The sequence below is a fragment of the Thiopseudomonas denitrificans genome (assembly GCF_002866065.1).
Lineage (GTDB): Bacteria > Pseudomonadota > Gammaproteobacteria > Pseudomonadales > Pseudomonadaceae > Thiopseudomonas > Thiopseudomonas denitrificans.
In genome coordinates this window covers 275,504-294,706 of the sequence record NZ_LNJZ01000008.1, presented here as the reverse complement: position 1 = coordinate 294,706, position 19,203 = coordinate 275,504, and the positions used below count along the sequence as shown (strand labels likewise).

The window sequence follows — 19,203 nt, the reverse complement described above, 5'->3', positions numbered from 1 at the left end:
TTCCGGCAGTTGTATCGAGAGGTGACATTCCATGAGTTTTGCCATTGAAGTGGAAGAATGGGCCGGCAGTGTCTGGCACAAGTTCATCACCCGCAGGGCTGATCCCGAGTTTCCCGAGGCCAGAGTCGAACTGGAGCCGCTGCAGAACGGGCTGGCATTGCTGTTTCGTGCCATGGGTGGCGGCCACGAGGTCAGCCTGGAGGCGGCCCAGGCGCGACAGATGATGGTCAAACGCTCCTTCCTGCAGAAGGTTGCAGGTACCGCGCAGCAGCTCACCGTAGCCTGGCGTGATGCGCAAAGCGTGCGCTTGCCGGCCACTGTGGCCACCTATCCGGACGAGCGCCTCAATCAGGAGCTGTACCGCTGGCTGACCATTCTGGCCGCGCATGCCGGCCCCATGCAGCATTGGGGGCGCGACAACCAGCGCTGGGTACTGGAGTTGATGGAGACCTATCCGGCATTGCACAAGCGCTATACCGAGCTGGTGCTGGCTCACCTGGCCCTGCGCCCCGACCCGAAAGAGCTGCCGCCTGCCGAGGCCGCGCTGGAAAACGCCATTCGCCAGGCATTGCTCAAGCCGGGCACCGTTGACGAGTTCCCCGGCAGCGAACGCGCGCCCTGGCCGGTTGCCCTGTGGCTGTACCCGCCACTCAACCTTGGCAACCCGCAACAGACCCACTGGAACGAAGAGGAAGATGGCGACCTGCTGGGCAAGGCACAGGGCGAGGGCAAGGCTCCGCGCAAGCAGGCACGACGGGTTGATGATCACGCCGGCAAGCAGGGGCTACTGGTATTCCGGCTGGAAAACCTGTTCACCTGGACCGAACACGTGGATCTGGACCGCTGCGGTGATGACGACGATGACATCGATGCGGCCCGTGCTGCTGATGACCTGGACGAGATCACCGTATCCAAGAAGCGCAAGCGCAAGGGCGGCGGCCTCAAGCTTCACCTGGACCTGCCACCAAGCGATATTGACGACATTCCATTGGGCGAGGGCATCAAGATGCCCGAGTGGGATTACCGTCGCAACGAGCTGGTCAAGGACTTTGCCAACATCGAGATGCTGGAGCCGCGTCTGCAGGATGCGATGAACCTACCCGAGCACCTGCAACCGCTGGCCAAGAAGATCCGCCGCCAGTTCGAGCACCTGCGTGCCGAACCGCAGTGGCTGCGCCAGCAGACCCAGGGCAGCGAGCTGGATTTGCAGGCCTGTGTCGACTTTCAGGTCGAGCGCAAGCTGGGCCAGATCCACGAGCCGGGCCTGTTCATGGACCGCCGCCGCCAGCATCGAGACCTCAGCTGTCTGGCATTGGCCGACCTGTCCATGTCCACCGATGCGCACGTCAACAACGAACGCCGCGTGATCGATGTGGTGGGTGACAGCCTGATGCTGTTCTCCGAAGCCCTGTCGGTGGCCGGTGACGACTTTGCCCTGTACGGCTTTTCCTCGCTGCGCCGTCACCATGTGCGCATGCTGGAAATCAAGGGTTTTGACCAGAAGTACAACGCCAATGTCTGTGGTGCCATCCAGTCGCTCAAGCCCGGTTACTACACCCGCATGGGTACCGCCATCCGCCGCGCCACCCAGCTGCTGGAAAAGCGTCCGCACCGGCGCAAGCTGCTGCTGCTGATCACCGACGGCAAGCCCAATGACCTGGATATCTACGAAGGCCGCTATGGCGTGGAAGATACCCGTCAGGCGGTGATGGAAGCGCGCAGGGCCGGACTGATTCCGTTCTGCATCACCATCGACCAGCAGGCCGAGGACTATCTGCCCTACATGTTTGGTGCCAACGGCTTTACCGTGATCAAGGAGCCGGTGCAGCTGCCTACCCGCCTGCCACAGCTGTACCGGTTGTTGACGGAGCCTTAAGGTTTTTGGGTAGTGGTTTACAACCACCCTGTCATTCTGCGCGTAGCGAAGGGCAGTTGCAGAATCCAGGGGTTGATTTTGGCTTCGGTGTGGCAGGGCGAGGCGCTGCGCAAAGCTACGCAGCCGCGCCGAAGCAAGCTTCGTCACGCCTGCTGATGCTTTGCTCCGGCCTCGCCCTGCCTGCAGATACACCTTGCCGTTTGAGGGAGTGGCCCGGCTGTGCCGGGCTGCTTCGCGGCGTTTGGGGCGAGCTTTGTGCATCTGGTTTGTGCGTCGGTAGGTGCGAATTTATTCGCACTCGGCAAGCCTTGGTTATTCTTGAGCAGCGAAGCACAGTTGCTGAGTCCAGGATGTCGGAGGCTGTGTAAAGGTGCTAAGGTATACCCGTAACGGGTACGATCAATGGAGTGATTCGAATGCGTATTTTGAAACGAAAGGATTTTGCACGGTGGCAGGATGATGAAAGCTTGCCTGATCTTGCTTTATGCAAAGCGGTTCAGGAAATGGGTAACGGCCTGTTTGATGCGGACTTGGGCGGCTTGCTTTACAAGAAACGCATTGCCCGTTCAGGAGCAGGCAAGAGCAGTAGTTACCGGACTTTATTGTCTGTCAGGCTGGGTGAACGCTATGTGTTTCTGCATGGGTTCTCCAAGAATGACAAAGCCAACATTACCCAGGCCGAAAAGAAAGCTCTCCAGTACGCCGGCAGGGTGTTTCTGGAACTGGACGGAGAGTCTCTGGACAAGGCGTTGTTGTCCGGTGTTTTGCAGGAGGTGAACTGTGAGCAATATCATTGAATCACTCAGGGATGATTTGGGCGCGCTTGAGGCAGCCGGGGCCATTGACAAGGTAACCATGCGCGAGTTTGATGCTTTGTGCCCACCGCCGGTGCGTGATTTTGATGCGCAAGCAATCAGGCAACTGCGGGAAACACTCAAATTCAGCCAGCCGGTGTTTGCGTTGCATCTGCACACAACAGCTTCAACCATTCGCAAGTGGGAGCAGGGTGAAACCCGTCCGAGCGGTCCCGCACTCAAGCTGCTCAATGTGATTGCGGACAAGGGCTTGCAGGCCATTCTTTGACGGCGACAACCAGCGACATGACTGAAACCAAATCTCTCAACAAGAAAATCCAGGCCCGCCAGTGGCTGTTTCCGCTGGCATCGTTGTACGCCATGCTTGTGTTGCCGTTGTCGGTAGTGTCCATGCTTGGGCAAATTCACTGGCTGCCGGGCCTGGCCAATCCCCATGTGCATGCCCACGAACTGATCTTCGGTGTGGCGTTTCTGGTGATTTGCGGTTACCTGCTGGGCAATGTCGAGCGTAAAAAACTGCTGTGGCTGACCGCGTGCTGGTTGCTGGCACGAATCAGCTTCTGGCTGCTGGGCTTTCATCCGCTGGGCTCGCTGTTTGCTGCCGGGGCAGCGTTTATGCTGGCCCAGCAGGTGGTTCCGGCATTCTGGCGCGCGAGCAAGTGGCAAAACCGTAGCGTGGCGCCCATGGTGGCGCTGGTCGGCCTGCTGACCGCCGTGGCCGGGGCGGATGCGTCCGTGTTTGCCGCGCTGCTGCCCCATGCGCTGATTGTACTGTCGGCACTGATGTTTTTCATGGGCGGACGGGTGATTGCGCCGGTGTTGGCCAGCTTCTGGTTGCAGCAGAATGTGCGCATGGGTAACCGTGTGCAGCCCAATGTGGAAGGGGCCGGGCTGGTTGCGCTGGCGCTGGGCTTTCTGCTGCAGGTTCTGGATGTGCTGCCGGTTATCAAGGGTCTGCTGTTGTTGCTGGCCGGCGGCATTATTGCCGTGCGTATCCTGCGCTGGCAGCCATGGCTTTATCGCAGCCGCCCCGACATCCTGTTTTTGTTTGCCGGTTACTGCGGACTGGCGCTGGGCGTATTCCTGCTCGGTCTGCGCGAGTTTGTGCCGGTGGCGCAGCTGCTGGCTACCCATGCTGTCACAGTGGCTGCGCTGGGTGTGTTGATGGTGACCATCATGGCGCGGGTTACCGTAGTCAAGCTGTACAAGGATGCCAATGCGCTAAAAAGCAGCCATGTGGCCAGTGGTCTTTTGGTGCTGGCCGCCATCGCCCGGCTGCTGGCGCCCTTACTGCCTGCGGCCTATATGCCGCTGCTACACAGCGCCATGCTGTGCTGGAGTCTGGGCTTTGCCGTGCTGTTGTCGGTGTTGTGGCGCTGTCGATAAAAACCGCACTGCATACGCATCAGCGAGAATGCTCAGACGAGCCAAAGACCAGATGATTCATCGTCACGTACCGTGTCGGGTAAACTGGCAGCATGAATGCATATTCCTCACAGGGTCGCACGGCTTGGTCCGTGTTTTGGATCTTTCTGCGCCTTGGTCTGACTTCATTTGGTGGTCCGGTGGCGCATCTGGGCTATTTTCGGGATGAGTTTGTTGCACGCCGCCAGTGGCTAAGCGAGCGCAGCTACGCTGATCTGGTTGCGTTGTGCCAATTTTTGCCCGGACCGGCCAGCAGTCAGGTGGGCATGGCTATCGGGCTGTCCCGCTGTGGCTATGCGGGGGCGCTGGCTGCCTGGGCCGGTTTTACCTTACCGTCTGCAGCTGCGCTCATGTTGCTGGCTGGCGGCATGCACGCTTACGGCGACCGGGTACCGGTCAGCGCGATGCATGGTTTGAAGGTGGTTGCGGTGGCCGTAGTGGCGCAAGCGGTCTGGAACATGGCGCGTGCTTTGTGCCCGGACACGCCGCGCAGGCTGATGATGGCAGCGACCGCCAGCTTTGTGCTGTGGTTGCCTTTTGCCTGGAGTCAGGTGCTGGTCATTGCCGTGGCTGCACTGGTTGGCTTGTTGTGGTTGCGGCCAGCAGGAAGCCCTGCCACTGAGGACCTGGCTGTGAGCGTTACGCGGCGGGCCGGAGTGCTGTGGCTGAGTATGTTCTTCTTGCTGCTGATTGGCTTGCCGCTTGCTGCCGCTGTGTTTCCTGGCCAGACACTGGCGCTGGTGGATGCGTTTTACCGGGCTGGCTCGCTGGTGTTTGGCGGTGGCCATGTGGTGTTGCCGTTGCTACAGGCAGAAACGGTAACGCCCGGCTGGGTAGATAACGACATGTTTCTCGCCGGTTATGGTGCGGCCCAGGCTGTGCCTGGCCCGCTGTTTACTTTTGCCGCCTTCCTGGGTGCGGCAATGAATCAGGCACCGACGGGCTGGTCCGGCGGTCTGATTTGCCTGCTGGCAGTGTTTGCGCCGTCTTTTTTGTTGGTGGCTGGCGTGTGGCCGTTTTGGCGGCAACTAAGGCGCAACAGCCGTGTGCAAGCCATGTTGCTGGGCGTCAATGCCGCCGTGGTCGGTTTATTGCTGGCGGCGCTGTATCGGCCGGTATGGACCAGTGCGATTGATTCGCTGCAGGATGTTGCGCTGGCCGGACTGGCATTGCTGGCTTTGATGCGCTGGCGGCTGCCACCCTGGCTGGTTGTGCTCGGTTGTGCCTTGTTCGGCGCATTTGCAACCATGCTGTGGCCGGGCTGAACATGCTCATGACTGGTCACTGACAGGCACAGTGATTTTGGCTTCAAATCCGTCAACGTGCCCTGCAATCGGAGAGCTGAGTTGCAGTGGGCTGCCAATGCGCTGGCTGATGACGTGCACAATGGCCAGACCCAGCCCGTTGCCGCTGTTGCTGGCACCGCCCCGCTGGAAACGTTCGGTCAACTGCCGGAGTACAGCGCCTGCCACCACCGGACTCTGATTGCGCACGCTCAAGGTACCATCGTGTGTCAGCCTGACCAGCACAGGCGTGCCTGCAGTGCCGTGTCGCAGCGCGTTTTCGACCAGATTGCGATACAGAATGGCAAATATGTCCGGGTCCAGGCAGGACAGCAGCGGCTGCTCCGGCAGCTGCAGCATGTGTCTTCAGGATACGGGACAAGTCTGCAGTCAGCAGGCGGGCGACCGGGCGCAAGTCGGCATGCTGGCTGCGGCACAGCTGGCCGCCTTCGGCCCGCGCCAGTTGAAACAGGCGCTCGGACAGGGCGGTCAGGCGCTTGAGTGTACGTTCAATGTCTTGTGCCCTTTGCCTGGTGTCTGTTTCACCGGTTTCTGCGTGCAAGCGTTGTACCTGGGCAATGGCTCCGGCCAGTGGTGTGCGCAACTCGTGGGCGGCATTGGCGGCAAAGTTGCGTTCTGCGGTAAAAGCTGCCTCCAGGCGGCCCAGCAAGTCGTTCAGGGTGTCTGCCACGGGTGCGATTTCGGCTGGCAGATCCTCAATCGGCAGCAGCGACAGGTCATGCTCATCACGTTTGGCCAGTTTGTTGCGAAACTGGCGCAGTGGCGCGAGGCTGGAGCGCACGGCCAGAGCAATTGCCAGCAGTGCCACCGGAATAAAGATGAGAATGGGCAGGCCAAGGGAAATCTGGACATCCTGCGCCATGGCCTGGCGATGGCGCAGAGGCTCTGCCACGGTAATGCGGAGGCTGCCTTGCAGGGTGCTTTCATTGTAGAGCCGGTGCGTGCCAGTTTGACGAAAGCCATTACCGTTCCAGGCCGGGAAGTGAGCCGGATCGGCATCATGTGAGCGCAGCAGGATGCGGCCTTGTGCGTCACGAACCAGGTAGGTGATCAGCTCGTCATGCGTGTTGAATTCGGCCAGCCGTCGTGTCACGCCAGCATCATCACGTTCCAGAATGTCAGCGACCGCCAGCGGCAAAATGCGCTGTGCGGTTTCTTGCAGGGCGGAGTCGAATACCTGGTTGATTTCGCTGCGTACCCGGAGTGCCGTCATGGTTGCCGCAGCAGCCCACAGCACCAGCAGCAGGATGCCCAGCGATACGCCAAGCCGGCTTTGCAGGCTGCGCAGCATGTTAGCCTTGCCCCAGCCGGTAGCCCAGCCCGCGTTCGGTCCTGATCAGATCGGCACCAAGCTTTTTGCGCAAGCGGCTGATGTGCACTTCAATGGTGTTGCTTTCGACTTCGTCATCAAACGAATACAGCTTGTCTTCCAGCCTGGCGCGGGATAATAACTGGCCGGGATTGCCAAGGAATGCTTCCAGCAACACCCACTCACGGGCGGTCAGGGCCACTGTGCGGTTGTCGCGCAGAATAGTGCGGGCAGCCAGGTCAATCTGCAGGTTGCCATGGGTGAGCAGGGGGTTGGGATTGCCGCTGTAACGGCGTGCGACCGAGCCGATACGCGCCGACAGTTCGGCCAGATCAAAGGGCTTGACCAGATAATCGTCCGCGCCGGTGTTGAGCCCTTCAATCCGGTCGGAGACCTGATCAAGCGCCGTCAGGATCATCACGGGGGTGCCGAGGCCGCGACCGCGCAGGCGGCGCAAAAAGGGCAGACCGCGGCCGTCGGGCAGCATCAGGTCAAGCAAAATCAGGTCATAGGTCGCCACGGCCAGTGCGCTGTCAGCAGTGTCGAGGCGCTGTACCCAGTCGACCGAATGGCCATCAGCAGCGAGCTGGTCGTGTACTGCCGCCCCCAGGGTGTTGTCATCTTCAATCAGCAAAATACGCATAAACAGGCCTCTCCAGTGGGGGTGCGTGCTGTGACTGTGGCAGCAGCAGGTCAGGCTGCGTTGTCCTGCATGACGGTTAGAAAGATGCACTATCCATTGTGCTGTTTTGTCAGGCGGGTGCGGCAGTTCACGTCACTGCCTACATTAATTCATGCAACCCTTAACCGAGCCTGAACACGCTTTTTTATCTGCTTCAGGGTGCTGTCAGCTCGGCGATGGATTCTGGGGCTGCCAACCAACCTGATAGGAGTTTTGCCATGAAAATCTTTACTTCCACCGCTGCCGTACTCGCCCTGGCCGTTTCCGGACTGGTCTATGCCGATGACGACTGCCGCAGCCCAATGTCCGAATGGCAGCCACGCGAGGCCGTAACCGCGTATGTGACAGACCTTGGCATCAGCCCGGAGCGTTTGCGGGTCGATGATGGCTGTTATGAAGTGCGTGGTCTGGATGCCGATGGCAACCGGGTCGAGCTGGAAATCGAACCGGCACTGCTGGTCGTGCAAAAACTGAAAGTACGCTTTCAGCCTGATGCCGACCTGTCGCGCTACCTGCCTGCCGGACAGACCAAACTGGGCAAGGCGGGTGAAAACCGGCTGAACGAGCCGCGCAGCGACAAACGTTAAGGAGCAGGCCATGTACCTCACAGGACCTGCTTTGGCACTGTTTGCCGTATTGGCTGCCATCGTCATGGGAGCACAAACCTACGCCCCCTTTGGCTCGGAGAACGCACTGGGCATCGCGCTCGGTGCGGGCTCCACAGCCGCCATGAGTATGGCCTTGATTCTGTCCACCCGCCCAAAACTGCTGGAGCCGTTGTTTGGCGGGCTGGACCGGATGTATCAGGTGCACAAGTGGCTGGGTATCGCAGCGCTGGCTTTGATGCTGGCACATAACAGTTATGAGCCTGATCTTGAACACTTTGTCCGTGAAACCAGACTGGGTCACCGGGCTGAAGATGTGGGCGAATGGGCCTTTAATGGCCTTATAGGACTGATTTTGCTCAGCTGGTTCAAGCGAATTCCGTTGCTTCGGCTGGAGCTGCCCTGGGCATGGTGGCGTTTTACCCACCGCTTTACCGGGGCATTGTTTGCTCTGGTCGTGTTTCATGTGCTTGCCATTGATACACCGGCTGATACCACAGGTGCATTGCATCTGTATCTAAACGTGCTGTGCTTTGCCGGCATTTTTGCCTGGTTGTTTACATTGGTGGCACCCAAATTCAGAAGACGCTCTTTTGTGCTGGATGACATCAGCCGGCACGGCAGCATTACCGAACTCAGGCTGCAACCGGAAAACCGGCCCATGCAGTGGCAGCCTGGCCAGTTCGCCTTTGTCTCCGCAGCGGGGGCCGGGATGGGAGAGCCGCATCCCTTTACCATTGCCGGCGCCCCGGAGAGGGACGGCAGCCTGCGCTTTGGCATCAAAGCGCTTGGCCGCTGGACCGCTCAGCTACCCGATTATTTGCAGCCCGGACAGCGCTTGCAGGTGGAAGGCCCTTATGGACGCTTTGTGTTTCGCAAGCGGATCAAGCAGCAGGTGTGGCTGGCTGGGGGTATTGGTATTACACCGTTTCTGGCCTGGGCCGAGGCGCTGCAGGAGCGCAATGACCAGCACATTGTACTGGTGTGGACGGTCGCCTGCCGCGACGAAGCGTTTGCAGCTGAGCGCCTGGCGGCCTGTGCGGCACGCTATCCGCAACTGGAAGTACACATTGTGGTCAGTGCCGAGGAGGGCCGGTTGACGGCACAGAAACTGGTCGCACGGGTGCCGTTTTCCATGCGTGAGGCAGAGCTGTTTTATTGTGGGCCGGAAGGCTTGCGTAAAGCGATCGAGAAAGGTCTCAAGGCGATGGGGCAAAGCCCGAAGCGGATTCATTACGAAGAGTTTGAATTGCGCTGAGGGTGATTGTCCTGTTGTTTTTTACCGCTGGCTTTTGCCGGCGGTTTTTTTATGTGGCACTGGCAGGGTGCAGACGCCAAGTGCTGATCATGGGGCCAGTGATCCAGTGCTGTCTTAAAACTTATACGCCGCCCGCATGTAGTAATAGCGGCCATTAAAGCCGAAGGGCGAGTATTGGGAATAAGGCACTACTTTGTCGGCGGCACTCATGGGGTAGCCAGAATCCTCCCATTTGTCCGGCATGGTATCCAACAGGTTCAAGCCGCCCAGCGCCAAAGTCAGCGCCTGACCGAAGTGATAGGCCAGCTCGGCATCCAGTGTCCATTTGGCGGCAAACACCACCTTGTTACTGTCCAGTGTGCTGGCGTATTTGCCATAGCGGTTCAGGTTGAACACCAGGTCGTAGGCTCTTGTTGAGTATTTGCTGTGCAGGTTGATCCGGTCAGCCGGTTGGCCCTGCTTAACCAGAACCCGGTTAAAAGTATCCAGCATGATGTTATTGCCATCTTGGCCCAGCATTCCGGCCGGTTGCCTGACGTTTTTGATCCTGGTTTTGCTGTATTGGTAGCCACTGAGCAATTTCAGCGTTGCGTCCTGCTTGAGGTCAAGATTGTAGTCAAGCCGTAGGTCTACGCCGTGGGTACGGGTTTTGAGGGCATTGGCAAAATAGACGGCACCATCAATGTTGTATTGGTCCAGCACGGGTTTGGCCGCGGGCGCGCTATCGGCTGAAATATAGGTGGTGGGCATGATGCGGTCATGGATGTCGGTGACAAAACCGTCAAGGCTGGCTGTCAGGTTGGGCGTGGGCTGAAACACCAGTCCCATGCTCAGGTGGGTGGACTTTTCCACTTTCAGCTTTTTGGCACCCAGCGCACGGCTGACCGGATGATCAACGGCAAAGTTGCCCCACAGGGTAGGTGCCGAGTTGGCGGTATTGCGGTAGGAACCCGTGTAGGAAAAATGGCTTTGCGTCAGCGAGGGGGCACGAAAACCGGTATTGAGGCTGGTGCGCAGCAGCAAGTTGTCGATTGGCCGGAAACGCAAGGCCAGCTTGCCGCCAAAAGCGCTGCCAAAGTCATTGTGATGAGCCAGCCGCGCGGCAGTGTCCAGCGTCCAGCGCTGGCTGAGCCTGTAGTTCAAGTCACCATACACAGAATGGGTTTGGCGCCGCTCCGAGACTTCATTGTCCGGGCTAAAACCGGGAAAGCCCTGGGCACCACCGGGACTGTTGATACCACCGTGGGTGCCCTGCTCATAAGAGGCACGATCACCTGCCCTGATGCGATAGTGCTCCTGGCGCACTTCGTAGCCATAAGACAGAGTGTGCAAGCCGATTTTTTTGCTCAGGGCCAGGTTCAACGCTTGCTGGGTGTAGTGGGTGGAGCCGGCATCAAACGCGGTGGGACTGGTAGGTCCCAACGAGGCGTTCAGCGAGTTTTTGACATAAAAGTGGAAGTCATTGTGACCGTGGGTGTAGCTCAGGTCCCAGTCAGTACCATCGTTGAAAATGCCTTTGGCCCCGCCAGTCAGTGAGTAATCGCTTATTTTGGGCGCGATTTTGGGCAAAAAACCGCTGGGGTACAGCTCTGTGATGTTGCCGTCATCATCGGCATGACGAAAGTATGCTCCCGCACGGCTGTGCCTGCGGTTATACAGGGCGTGCGAATAAAATGTGGTGTCGCCGCGCAACAGCTCTGCATTCAGCAGAAATGAGCCATCGCGGCTATCTGCATCGCCAAAACGGGTGTTGATCCGGCCGCCGTCTGCCATGTCACGCCCGGCTCGGTTGGTGCGGCCACGGTCGCGCCAGGCTCCGGTCAGGTTGATAAAACCGTCGCCACGCAGGGGAATGCTGTGAAACAGGCTGGCCAGCTTGTTCTGGCCATCGCCTTGGCCGGTCTGGCCGTAGTGCATGCGTGCCTGGCTGGGTTGGCCGTAGCCTTTAAGAATGATGTTGATGGTGCCGGCAATGGCATCAGAACCATATTGGGCTGAAGCGCTGTCACGCAGGATTTCCACACGGCTGATGGCAGCCAGGGGAATGATGTTCAAATCCACGCTGGAGCTGCCACGCCCTACTGTACCGTTGTTGTGCAGCAGTGAGCTTTGATGCAGCCGTTTGCCATTGACCAGCACCAATACCTGATCCGGGTTCAGGCCGCGCAGTGTGAAGGGCGCTGCATGGTCGGTGCCGTCGGCGATGCTGGGTGCTGGCGCATTAAAGCCCGGTACCAGTGCAGCCAGCGCACGGGTCAGACTGCTATGGCCACTGGATTCCAGCTCGGCGGCGGTGATCACATCAATCGGTACCTCGGCATCCAGCGCATTACGTTTGCCGCCGAGTGAGCCGACCCGGGCCTTGGCCTGTGTTTCAACCTGCATCAGCTGCTCCAGCGGCAGCTGGTAATACTCGTCAGCTTGCTGGTTGGCAAAGGCAGTGCTCATGCCCAGGGCAAGGAACAGATAACCTGGAATTTTTATCATGGCTGGTCTTTCCGCAAGACGGTGGCAATTGAAAGCAGGGGTGAGCCAATTTTCAGGCCGCTGGCAACAGCGGCTGCATAGTTGATTTTGATTTGGGGCTTTTGCTCGACCACGTTGAGCTGGATGATCCCGCCACTGTCGGCAAAGCCCCTGCTTTCACTGATGCTGAGAGCGCCGTGTTGGTGGGCAAACTGTATTGCCGCCAAACGGCCGCTGGCACTGTGCAGGTTGATAAACAGGATATCAGTCGGGCCGATTTGCTTGAGTGTTTGGGCGTAGTGCAACTCGACGGGCTTGCCCTGAATGTGCTTGTTGCGGTAAAGCTCGTCCAGCAAGGCGCCGAAGGGGTTGTCTCCCAGCACAGTGATGACAAAGTGCGCGCGCTCTGCCGGTGGCCAGTCCACATAGCTGGCAAAGCGGCCAAGAAACACCGCGGTCAGCCGGGTTTCTGCGTCAGTGTTGGCATGGGCAGCTGGCACCAGCAGCATCATGCAAACTGTCAAGCGGATTGAGAGACGGTACGCCAAACGCATCTAGGCAACACGATAGGTGTTACGGCCTGCATCCTTTGCCCGGTAGAGTGCGGCATCAGCAGCAGACAGCATGGCGGCAATGGGTGTATTCGCCGGCTGATTGGTTGAGCTGTACACGCCGAGGCTGGCGGTTACCTTCAGGCTGCGCTCGGGAGCGTACTCGATGTTGCAGCTGGCTAATCCCTGCTGAATGCGCTCTACCACGGTAATGCAGGTGTCCAGTGAAGCATTGTCACAGGCAATCAAGAACTCTTCGCCGCCGAACCGTGCAACCAGATCGTAGTCGCGTGCGCTGCTGCGCAATACTTTGGCGGTTTCCTGCAGCACCAGATCGCCCGCCTGATGCCCGTAGGTGTCGTTAATTTTCTTGAAAAAATCCAGATCCACCATAATCAGGCCGAAAGGCTGACTGGTGCGCCGGGCGCGTGCGACCATGCTGCCCAAGAGTTCCATGGCATGATGCCGGTTGGTCAGGCCGGTCAGGGCGTCGGTGGTGGCCAGTTTGAACAGGCGTTCATCACGCTCCTGGATATCGATCAGCATCGAGTTGAAGACATCGTACAGGTGTTTGAATTCGTCCTGGTGGCCTGACTCAAGCACGGTGCGGTAGTTTTTGGTCTGGGCGACAGTGCGCATGCCGTCGATCAGGTTAAGGATGGGCCGGGTAAATACAGCCTGAAACTTCAATGATAAAAACAGCAGCAAAATGACGGTCAAGCCTGAAGCAATCACCTGCATCAGGACAAACCGGCGAAACTGGTCCCATATCTCCCGGGTATCAGACAGGATCGCCAGTGAACCAATGGCCTGCCCTTCAAAAAGGATCGGCTTGGCTACGCCCATCCAGTCCGGCTGAATGCGCTGGATGAACTGGCCTGCCTGTTGCAGTGCATCGGGTTGTTCGTCAAGAATTTGGGCCAGCGCTTGTTTGTGAGCTTGCGCACGGGCAGCCGGCAATTGCTGTGAACGGTACTCGCCCAGCACTTGCCCGGAGCTGTCGGTGGCAATCGCCAGCAAAATGTGCGGGTTGGCCTGCAGTGAGGCAAGAATGCTACTGGCGCTGTTGGCATCACCGAACGCCAGAGCCGCACGCATGTTGTCACTGATGACATCGGTCAGCTGGTGCAACACTTGCATCGACGATTTTGACTGGTTCAGATAGGTCGAATAGACCATGATCAGGGAAGAAATCAGCAACGCAAAGCCGCCGCTTAAACCAAGCAGAATGATCAACTTGTAACGTATTGCGATTTTGTTGAACATCGCCGTGGCTGCCTTTGGTGATTGTTTCAGCTTTGACTACGGTTTGCTTTGTCCCCGTCCAATAGACGGGTGCCACTACGATGTCGGACTCAGGGTAATGCAGGCTTGGTCGCAGTGATATTCGACTTTATTCTCCGCACCGGCCTTGAATTAAGTGCCCAAGGCAATCAGCGTGTTATGGAGTGTTGTTAATCGCTGAAGGCCATTTGCCATGATCTGGATCATACCGTCTTGGCAAACAGCCCGCAACCGGTCTGTGTGGCTGCTTGCGGAGCGGCAAAGCCAGTGCAAGTCTGGTTGTGCTGGCTTGCTTCCAGGCGATTGGCGTGCTGCCCCAAGGTCGAACTTAACTGGATCAATATCGCCAAAATGCTGGCGTAAACAGGATCAGCAGGGAAAACACTTCCAGCCGCCCGAGAATCATGGCCAGGCTGAGGATCAGCTTGGCGGTGTCGGGCAGGGTGCCGTAATGGAAGGTGGCATCGCCCAGTGCCGGGCCAAGGTTGTTCATGCAGGAAGCCAGTGTGGAGAAGGCGGTGATCGGGTCCAGCTCGCAGGCCAGCAGCGCCAGCATCAGCATGAAGAAGGTGCCCAGATAGACGGCACTGAACCCCCAGACTGCCTCAATCACCCGGTCGGGTACGCTGCGTTTGCCCAGCTTGACGGTGAAGACGCCACTGGGATGCAGCAGGCGCTGGATTTCACGCTGGCCCTGGCGTAGCAGCAACATTACCCGCATCACCTTCATGCCGCCGCCGGTGGAGCCGGCGCAGGCGCCGATAAAGGCGGTGTACAGCAACAGATAGGGCAGGAAACTGGGCCAGGCGCTGAAATCGGTGACGCTAAAACCGGTGGTGGTGGCCACTGTGACCACCTGGAACAGGGCATGACGCAGGGCCAGCTCCGGCTGCTGGTAATGTTGATATAGCACCAGCACGATAAAAGTGAGCAGCACGGTGCTGCCCAACAGCTTGAGGTAGAAACGGCATTCGGCGTCGCGCCAGTAGGCCTTGAGTGAGCGGTTGTGCAGCGCCAGGAAGTGCAGCGAGAAGTTCATGCCCGACAGTACCATGAAGAACACGGCAATCAGCTCGATACCGGCGCTGTTGAAGTGGCCGATGCTGGCATCGTGGGTGGAAAAGCCGCCAATGGCGATGGTGGCGAAGCTGTGACCGATGGCGTCGAAGCCGTCCATGCCGGCCAGCCAGTAGGCCAGCGCACACAGGACGGTAAGGCCGCAGTAGATCAGCCACAGGGTTTTGGCGGTGTCGGCAATGCGCGGCGACAGCTTGTTGTCCTTGATCGGGCCGGGCATTTCGCTGCGGTACAGCTGCATGCCGCCCACGCCGAGCATGGGCATGATCGCCACGGCCAGCACCACGATACCCATGCCACCCAGCCATTGCAGTTGCTGGCGGTAATAGAGGATGGCACGGGGCAAATCGTCGAGCCCGGTGAGTACGGTGGCACCGGTGGTGCTGAGGCCGGAAAACGACTCGAACAGCGAATCGGCCAGGTCCATTTGCGGCACGGGCGAGAAATAGAATGGCATGGCCCCGAAACAGGCCAGCACGATCCAGAACAGGGCGGTAATCAGGTAGCCGTCGCGTACCCTCAATTCTTCGCGCCGCCCGCGTACCGGCAGCCAGGTGAGCAGGCCGGTGAGCAGGGTGATGCCCAGAGCCAGCGCAAAGCTGCCGCTGGCATCACTGCCGTCATGCAGTGACAGTAACAGCGGTGGCACATGGGTCAGGCTGAACAGCATCAGCAGGATGCCCAGGATACGGGCAATGGCGGCAAAGTGCATGGTGGCTGGTCCTGCCGGCTAGAAAAAACTGAGCCCGACCTGGAACAGGCGTTCCACGTCGGGGATGTGTTTTTTGTCCACCACGAACAGGATGACGTGGTCGCCGCTGCTGATTTGGGTGTCTTTTTCCGCCATGATCACCTCGTCATCGCGGATGATGGCGCCGATTGCTGCGCCGGGCGGCAGGCGGATGTCGCGGATCTTGCGTCCCACCACCTTGCTGGATTTCTCATCACCGTGGGCGATGGCTTCGATCGCTTCGGCCGCGCCACGGCGCAGCGAGTGCACGCTGACCACGTCGCCCTTGCGCACATGGGCCAACAGCACGCTGAGGGTGGCCAGCTGCGGACTGATGGCAATGTCGATGGCGCCACCCTGCATCAGGTCGACATAGGCCGGGTTGTTGATGATGGCCATCACCTTGCGCACGCCGATGCGTTTGGCCAGCAGGCTGGACATGATGTTGGCGTCGTCGTCGTTGGTGACGGCGATGAACAGGTCGGCCTGGTCGATGTTCTCTTCCAGCAGCAGGTCGCGGTCGGAGGCGCTGCCGTGCAGGACCACGCTGCTGTCCAGATGGTCGGACAGGTGGCGGCAGCGTGCGGCATCCAGTTCGATGATCTTGACCTGGCAGCGGCTTTCGATGGCTTCGGCCAACCGTTCACCAACGTGACCACCGCCGGCAATCACTACCTTGCGGTAGCCGTCTTCCGGGCGTTGCAGTTCGTTCATCATGGCGCGGATCTGGTGGCGGGCGGCAATGAAGAACACCTCGTCACCCACTTCGATCACGGTGCCGCCGACCAGCTTGAGCGGGTGGTCGCGGCGAAAAATGGCTGCCACTCGCACGTCGGCATTGGGCAGGTGATTGCGCAGTTCGCGCAGCTGGTGGCCGACCAGCATGCCGCCATCACGGGCACGCACGCAGACCAGCTGCGCCTTGCCGTCGGCAAAGTCCATCACCTGCAGGGTGCCGGGGTTTTCCACCAGCCGCTTGATATGGTGGGTGACCACCTGCTCGGGGCTGATGCAGACATCAATCGGCAGCGCCTCGGGGCTGAACAGTTCGTGGCGCAATAGGTACTGCGTGGCGCGTACACGGGCGATCTTGGTCGGCGTGCGGAACAGGGTATGTGCCACCTGGCAGGCGATCATGTTGATTTCGTCGCTATTGGTGACGGCCACCAGCAGGTCGGCATCTTCGGCACTGGCCTGGCGCAGCACCGATGGAAAGGAGGCATGGCCGGCCACCGTACGGATGTCCAGACGCTCGCCCAGCTCGCGCAGGCGCTCGTGATCGGTATCCACCACGGTGATGTTGTTGGCCTCGCTGGCCAGCTGCTCGGCGAGATTGCCGCCGACCTGGCCAGCGCCGAGGATAAGGATGTTCATGCCTGCCTGCACCCGTTGTTGTCAGAGGCGGTATTTTGCGACTGATGGGGGTGGAGTACAAGCCGGGACATTTACTGCTTTTGCAACAGAGCGTAATAGAAACCGTCATGCCCGTCCGGCTGCGGGAACAGCTGACGGCCGTGGTGCTGCTCGATACCGCACTCAAGGCCGGTGGGCAACTCTCTGGCATCCGGGGTACGGGCCAGGAATTGACCGATGTTGTCACTGTTTTCTGTTGGCAAGATCGAACAGGTGGCATATAGCAGCAGACCGCCGGGTTTGAGTGTCGGCCAGAGCACGTCCAGCAGTTCGCCCTGCAATTTGGCCAGCTCGGTAATGTCGTCCGGCTGGCGGGTCAGCTTGATATCGGGGTTGCGGCGAATCACGCCGGTGGCGGAGCAGGGCGCATCCAGCAAAATGCGGTCAAATGGCTGGCCGTCCCACCAGTTATCCACATCCCGTACATCGGTGGCTTTGAGGCTGGCCGTCAGTCGCAGGCGGTTGAGGTTGTCCTGTACCCGTTTCAGGCGCTCCGCTTCCAGGTCCAGTGCCAGCAGGGAGTCCAGTGCGGGCTGGGTTTCCAGAATGTGGCAGGTCTTGCCACCGGGGGCGCAGCAGGCGTCCAGTACGCGCTGGCCGGGTCGAGCGTCCAGCAGTTGCGCTGATAGCTGGGCGGCTTCGTCCTGCACGCTGCACAGGCCGTCGGCAAAGCCGGGCAGCTGATGCACATCGCAGGGCTGCTCCAGCCGGATGCCGCTATGGCTGTATACGGTGGCTGTGGCGGTGATGCCGGCCTGCTGCAGTTGCTGTAAATAGTCGTCACGTGACACCCGCTGGGCATTGACGCGCAGGGTCATTGGCGGGTGCTGGTTGTTGGCGGCGCAGATCTCCAGCCAGTGTTCCGGCCAGTTGGCTTTGAGCAGTTTTTGCAGCCAGCGCGGGTGGGCGGTGACTACGACCGGGTCTTTTTCCAGCTGCGGCAACAGTTCTTCGGCCTCGCGCTGGGCGCGGCGCAGCACGGCATTGACCAGCCCTTTTGCCCATTTTTTCTTCAGTGAATCGGCACAGGTAACGGTTTCACTGAGGACGGCATGTGCCGGAATGCGGGTATGCAGCAGCTGATAGAGGCCGATCAGTAGCAATGCCTGTACGTCCTGGTCGGCACGACGCAGGGGTTTGTCGAGAAACCGGTCCAGCAGGATTTCCAGCCGTGGCTGCCAGCGGGCGGTGCCCATGGCCAGCTCGCGCACCAGTGCCCGCTCGTTGTCGGCTACCAGCTGCAACACATTGGGCAGGCTGCCGGCCAGTGAAGCCTTGCCCTGCAATACGGCAGTGAGCGCGTGGGTGGCGGCCAGACGCGGATTCATTGCCCCAATACCTGGCCAGTCGCAAACAATTCGGCACGACCATTGAACAGGTCGGCAAAGTCCATGGCGCGGGCGTTGGGCAGCTGCAGGCGGGTCAGCAGCAGTGCGCCTTCGCCACAGGCAACCTGCAGGCCGTTGCGGTCGGCGTGCAGGATTTCGCCAGGCTGGCCCTTGCCGTCGGCCAGCTGTGCGGCATGCACCTTGAGTGACTGGCCCTGCAGCAGGCTATGGCTGATTGGCCAGGGGTTGAAGGCGCGGATGGCGCGTTCGATCTCGATGGCCGGGCGTGACCAGTCAATCAGCGCACAGTCCTTGCTCAGTTTATGCGCGTAGTTGGCGAGGCTGTCGTCCTGTATCTCTGGCTGCGCCTTGCCGGCCAGCAGCAACTCGACGGTTGCCAGCACGGCGGGCGGGCCCAGTTCAGCCAGGCGGTCGTGCAGGCCGCCGCCGGTGTCGGTGGCAGCAACCGGGGTGACTGTTTTCAACAGCATGGGGCCGGTATCCAGCCCGGCTTCCATCTGCATCACGGTGACACCGGTTTCGGTATCGCCAGCTTCAATGGCACGCTGGATCGGTGCCGCGCCGCGCCAGCGTGGCAACAGCGAGGCATGGCTGTTGATGCAGCCCAGTCGTGGTGTATCCAGGATAACCTGCGGCAGGATCAGCCCATAGGCCACCACCACCATCAGGTCGGCATCGAAAGCGGCCAGCTCTTGTTGTGCTTCTTCGTTGCGCAGGCTGGCCGGCTGCAGCACGGGGATGTCGTGCTTTTGTGCCAGTTGCTTGACCGGACTGGCCACCAGCTTCTGGCCGCGTCCTGCTGGCCGGTCAGGCTGGGTGTAGACGGCTACCACCTGATGCCGGCTGTCCAGCAGCGCCTGCAAATGGGCGGCGGCAAAGTCGGGCGTGCCAGCAAAGACGATGCGGGCGGGTGGTGTGCTGTGCGGGTCGGTCATGGGGTGTCCTGGTGGGGTATGTTTTGCTTGTGTGATGCGGTGTTGATTTGGGTTTGTCGTGGCCGGGCCGTCGTGCAGGCATTGTGCTTGCAGGTGCGAATTTATTCGCACAAATAACGGTCGA

The 19,203-nt window shown here is 59.7% G+C and carries 16 protein-coding genes and 1 pseudogene; 7 read left to right on the top strand and 10 right to left on the bottom strand.

Annotated elements, in window-relative coordinates:
* The first annotated feature begins 31 nt into the window (after positions 1 to 31).
* The 5 genes from AR306_RS09050 (at position 32) to chrA (ending at position 5,381) form a co-directional block, all read left to right on the top strand.
* Positions 32 to 1,876, top strand: a complete 1,845-nt coding sequence (locus AR306_RS09050) for a nitric oxide reductase activation protein NorD (protein ID WP_101497244.1) — start codon at positions 32 to 34, stop codon at positions 1,874 to 1,876.
* A gap of 416 nt (positions 1,877 to 2,292) precedes the next feature.
* Entirely contained in the window at positions 2,293 to 2,673 is a 381-nt protein-coding gene (locus AR306_RS09045; protein WP_101497243.1) for a type II toxin-antitoxin system RelE/ParE family toxin, read from the top strand.
* On the top strand, positions 2,657 to 2,959 hold the full coding sequence (locus tag AR306_RS09040; protein WP_101497242.1) for a helix-turn-helix domain-containing protein: 303 nt from the start codon (positions 2,657 to 2,659) through the stop codon (positions 2,957 to 2,959). Before AR306_RS09045 ends, AR306_RS09040 begins: the two co-directional genes overlap by 17 nt.
* 17 nt (positions 2,960 to 2,976) lie before the next feature.
* Positions 2,977 to 4,077: an NnrS family protein gene (locus AR306_RS09035; protein ID WP_101497241.1), complete on the top strand. Its 1,101-nt coding sequence runs from the start codon at positions 2,977 to 2,979 to the stop codon at positions 4,075 to 4,077.
* A 92-nt stretch (positions 4,078 to 4,169) separates the two neighbouring features.
* The gene (gene chrA / locus AR306_RS09030; protein WP_101497240.1) at positions 4,170 to 5,381 is read left to right on the top strand and encodes a chromate efflux transporter; all 1,212 of its coding nucleotides are present in this window, start codon (positions 4,170 to 4,172) and stop codon (positions 5,379 to 5,381) included.
* A gap of 6 nt (positions 5,382 to 5,387) precedes the next feature.
* On the opposite strand, the gene AR306_RS13735 is transcribed toward chrA, so the two are convergent.
* The 3 genes and pseudogenes from AR306_RS13735 to AR306_RS09020 form a co-directional block, all read right to left on the bottom strand.
* Positions 5,388 to 5,759, bottom strand: coding sequence for an ATP-binding protein (locus tag AR306_RS13735; protein WP_407071201.1), 372 nt, complete (start codon positions 5,757 to 5,759; stop codon positions 5,388 to 5,390).
* 94 nt (positions 5,760 to 5,853) lie between these two features.
* Positions 5,854 to 6,711: pseudogene (locus AR306_RS13645) on the bottom strand (histidine kinase dimerization/phospho-acceptor domain-containing protein); the annotation flags it as partial.
* A 1-nt stretch (position 6,712) separates the two neighbouring features.
* Positions 6,713 to 7,372: a response regulator gene (locus tag AR306_RS09020; protein WP_101497239.1), complete on the bottom strand. Its 660-nt coding sequence runs from the start codon at positions 7,370 to 7,372 to the stop codon at positions 6,713 to 6,715.
* 257 nt (positions 7,373 to 7,629) lie between these two features.
* Here AR306_RS09020 and AR306_RS09015 point away from each other — a divergent pair, with 257 nt between their 5' ends.
* Positions 7,630 to 7,998 carry a PepSY domain-containing protein gene (locus AR306_RS09015; protein ID WP_166627851.1) on the top strand — a complete coding sequence of 123 codons (369 nt, stop codon included), beginning with the start codon at positions 7,630 to 7,632 and terminating at the stop codon, positions 7,996 to 7,998.
* Between the two features lie 10 nt (positions 7,999 to 8,008).
* A complete protein-coding gene (locus tag AR306_RS09010; protein ID WP_101497237.1) occupies positions 8,009 to 9,274 on the top strand; it encodes a ferredoxin reductase family protein in 1,266 nt (421 codons plus the stop codon).
* 114 nt (positions 9,275 to 9,388) lie between these two features.
* Here the strand turns inward: AR306_RS09010 and AR306_RS09005 are convergent, their stop codons facing one another.
* The 7 genes from AR306_RS09005 to fmt form a co-directional block, all read right to left on the bottom strand.
* Positions 9,389 to 11,761 (bottom strand): TonB-dependent receptor plug domain-containing protein, encoded by a 2,373-nt coding sequence (locus tag AR306_RS09005; RefSeq protein ID WP_101497236.1) that lies wholly within the window; start codon positions 11,759 to 11,761, stop codon positions 9,389 to 9,391.
* Positions 11,758 to 12,252, bottom strand: coding sequence for a YfiR family protein (locus AR306_RS09000; protein ID WP_166627850.1), 495 nt, complete (start codon positions 12,250 to 12,252; stop codon positions 11,758 to 11,760). Before AR306_RS09000 ends, AR306_RS09005 begins: the two co-directional genes overlap by 4 nt.
* 42 nt (positions 12,253 to 12,294) lie before the next feature.
* Positions 12,295 to 13,557, bottom strand: coding sequence for a sensor domain-containing diguanylate cyclase (locus tag AR306_RS08995; protein WP_101497234.1), 1,263 nt, complete (start codon positions 13,555 to 13,557; stop codon positions 12,295 to 12,297).
* A 355-nt stretch (positions 13,558 to 13,912) separates the two neighbouring features.
* Positions 13,913 to 15,364 carry a TrkH family potassium uptake protein gene (locus AR306_RS08990; protein ID WP_101497233.1) on the bottom strand — a complete coding sequence of 484 codons (1,452 nt, stop codon included), beginning with the start codon at positions 15,362 to 15,364 and terminating at the stop codon, positions 13,913 to 13,915.
* 18 nt (positions 15,365 to 15,382) lie between these two features.
* Positions 15,383 to 16,756, bottom strand: a complete 1,374-nt coding sequence (gene trkA, locus AR306_RS08985; protein ID WP_101497232.1) for a Trk system potassium transporter TrkA — start codon at positions 16,754 to 16,756, stop codon at positions 15,383 to 15,385.
* A 71-nt stretch (positions 16,757 to 16,827) separates the two neighbouring features.
* On the bottom strand, positions 16,828 to 18,123 hold the full coding sequence (gene rsmB / locus AR306_RS08980) for a 16S rRNA (cytosine(967)-C(5))-methyltransferase RsmB (protein ID WP_101497231.1): 1,296 nt from the start codon (positions 18,121 to 18,123) through the stop codon (positions 16,828 to 16,830).
* Positions 18,120 to 19,079 (bottom strand): methionyl-tRNA formyltransferase, encoded by a 960-nt coding sequence (fmt, locus tag AR306_RS08975; RefSeq protein WP_101497230.1) that lies wholly within the window; start codon positions 19,077 to 19,079, stop codon positions 18,120 to 18,122. Before fmt ends, rsmB begins: the two co-directional genes overlap by 4 nt.
* Positions 19,080 to 19,203: the final 124 nt, after the last annotated feature.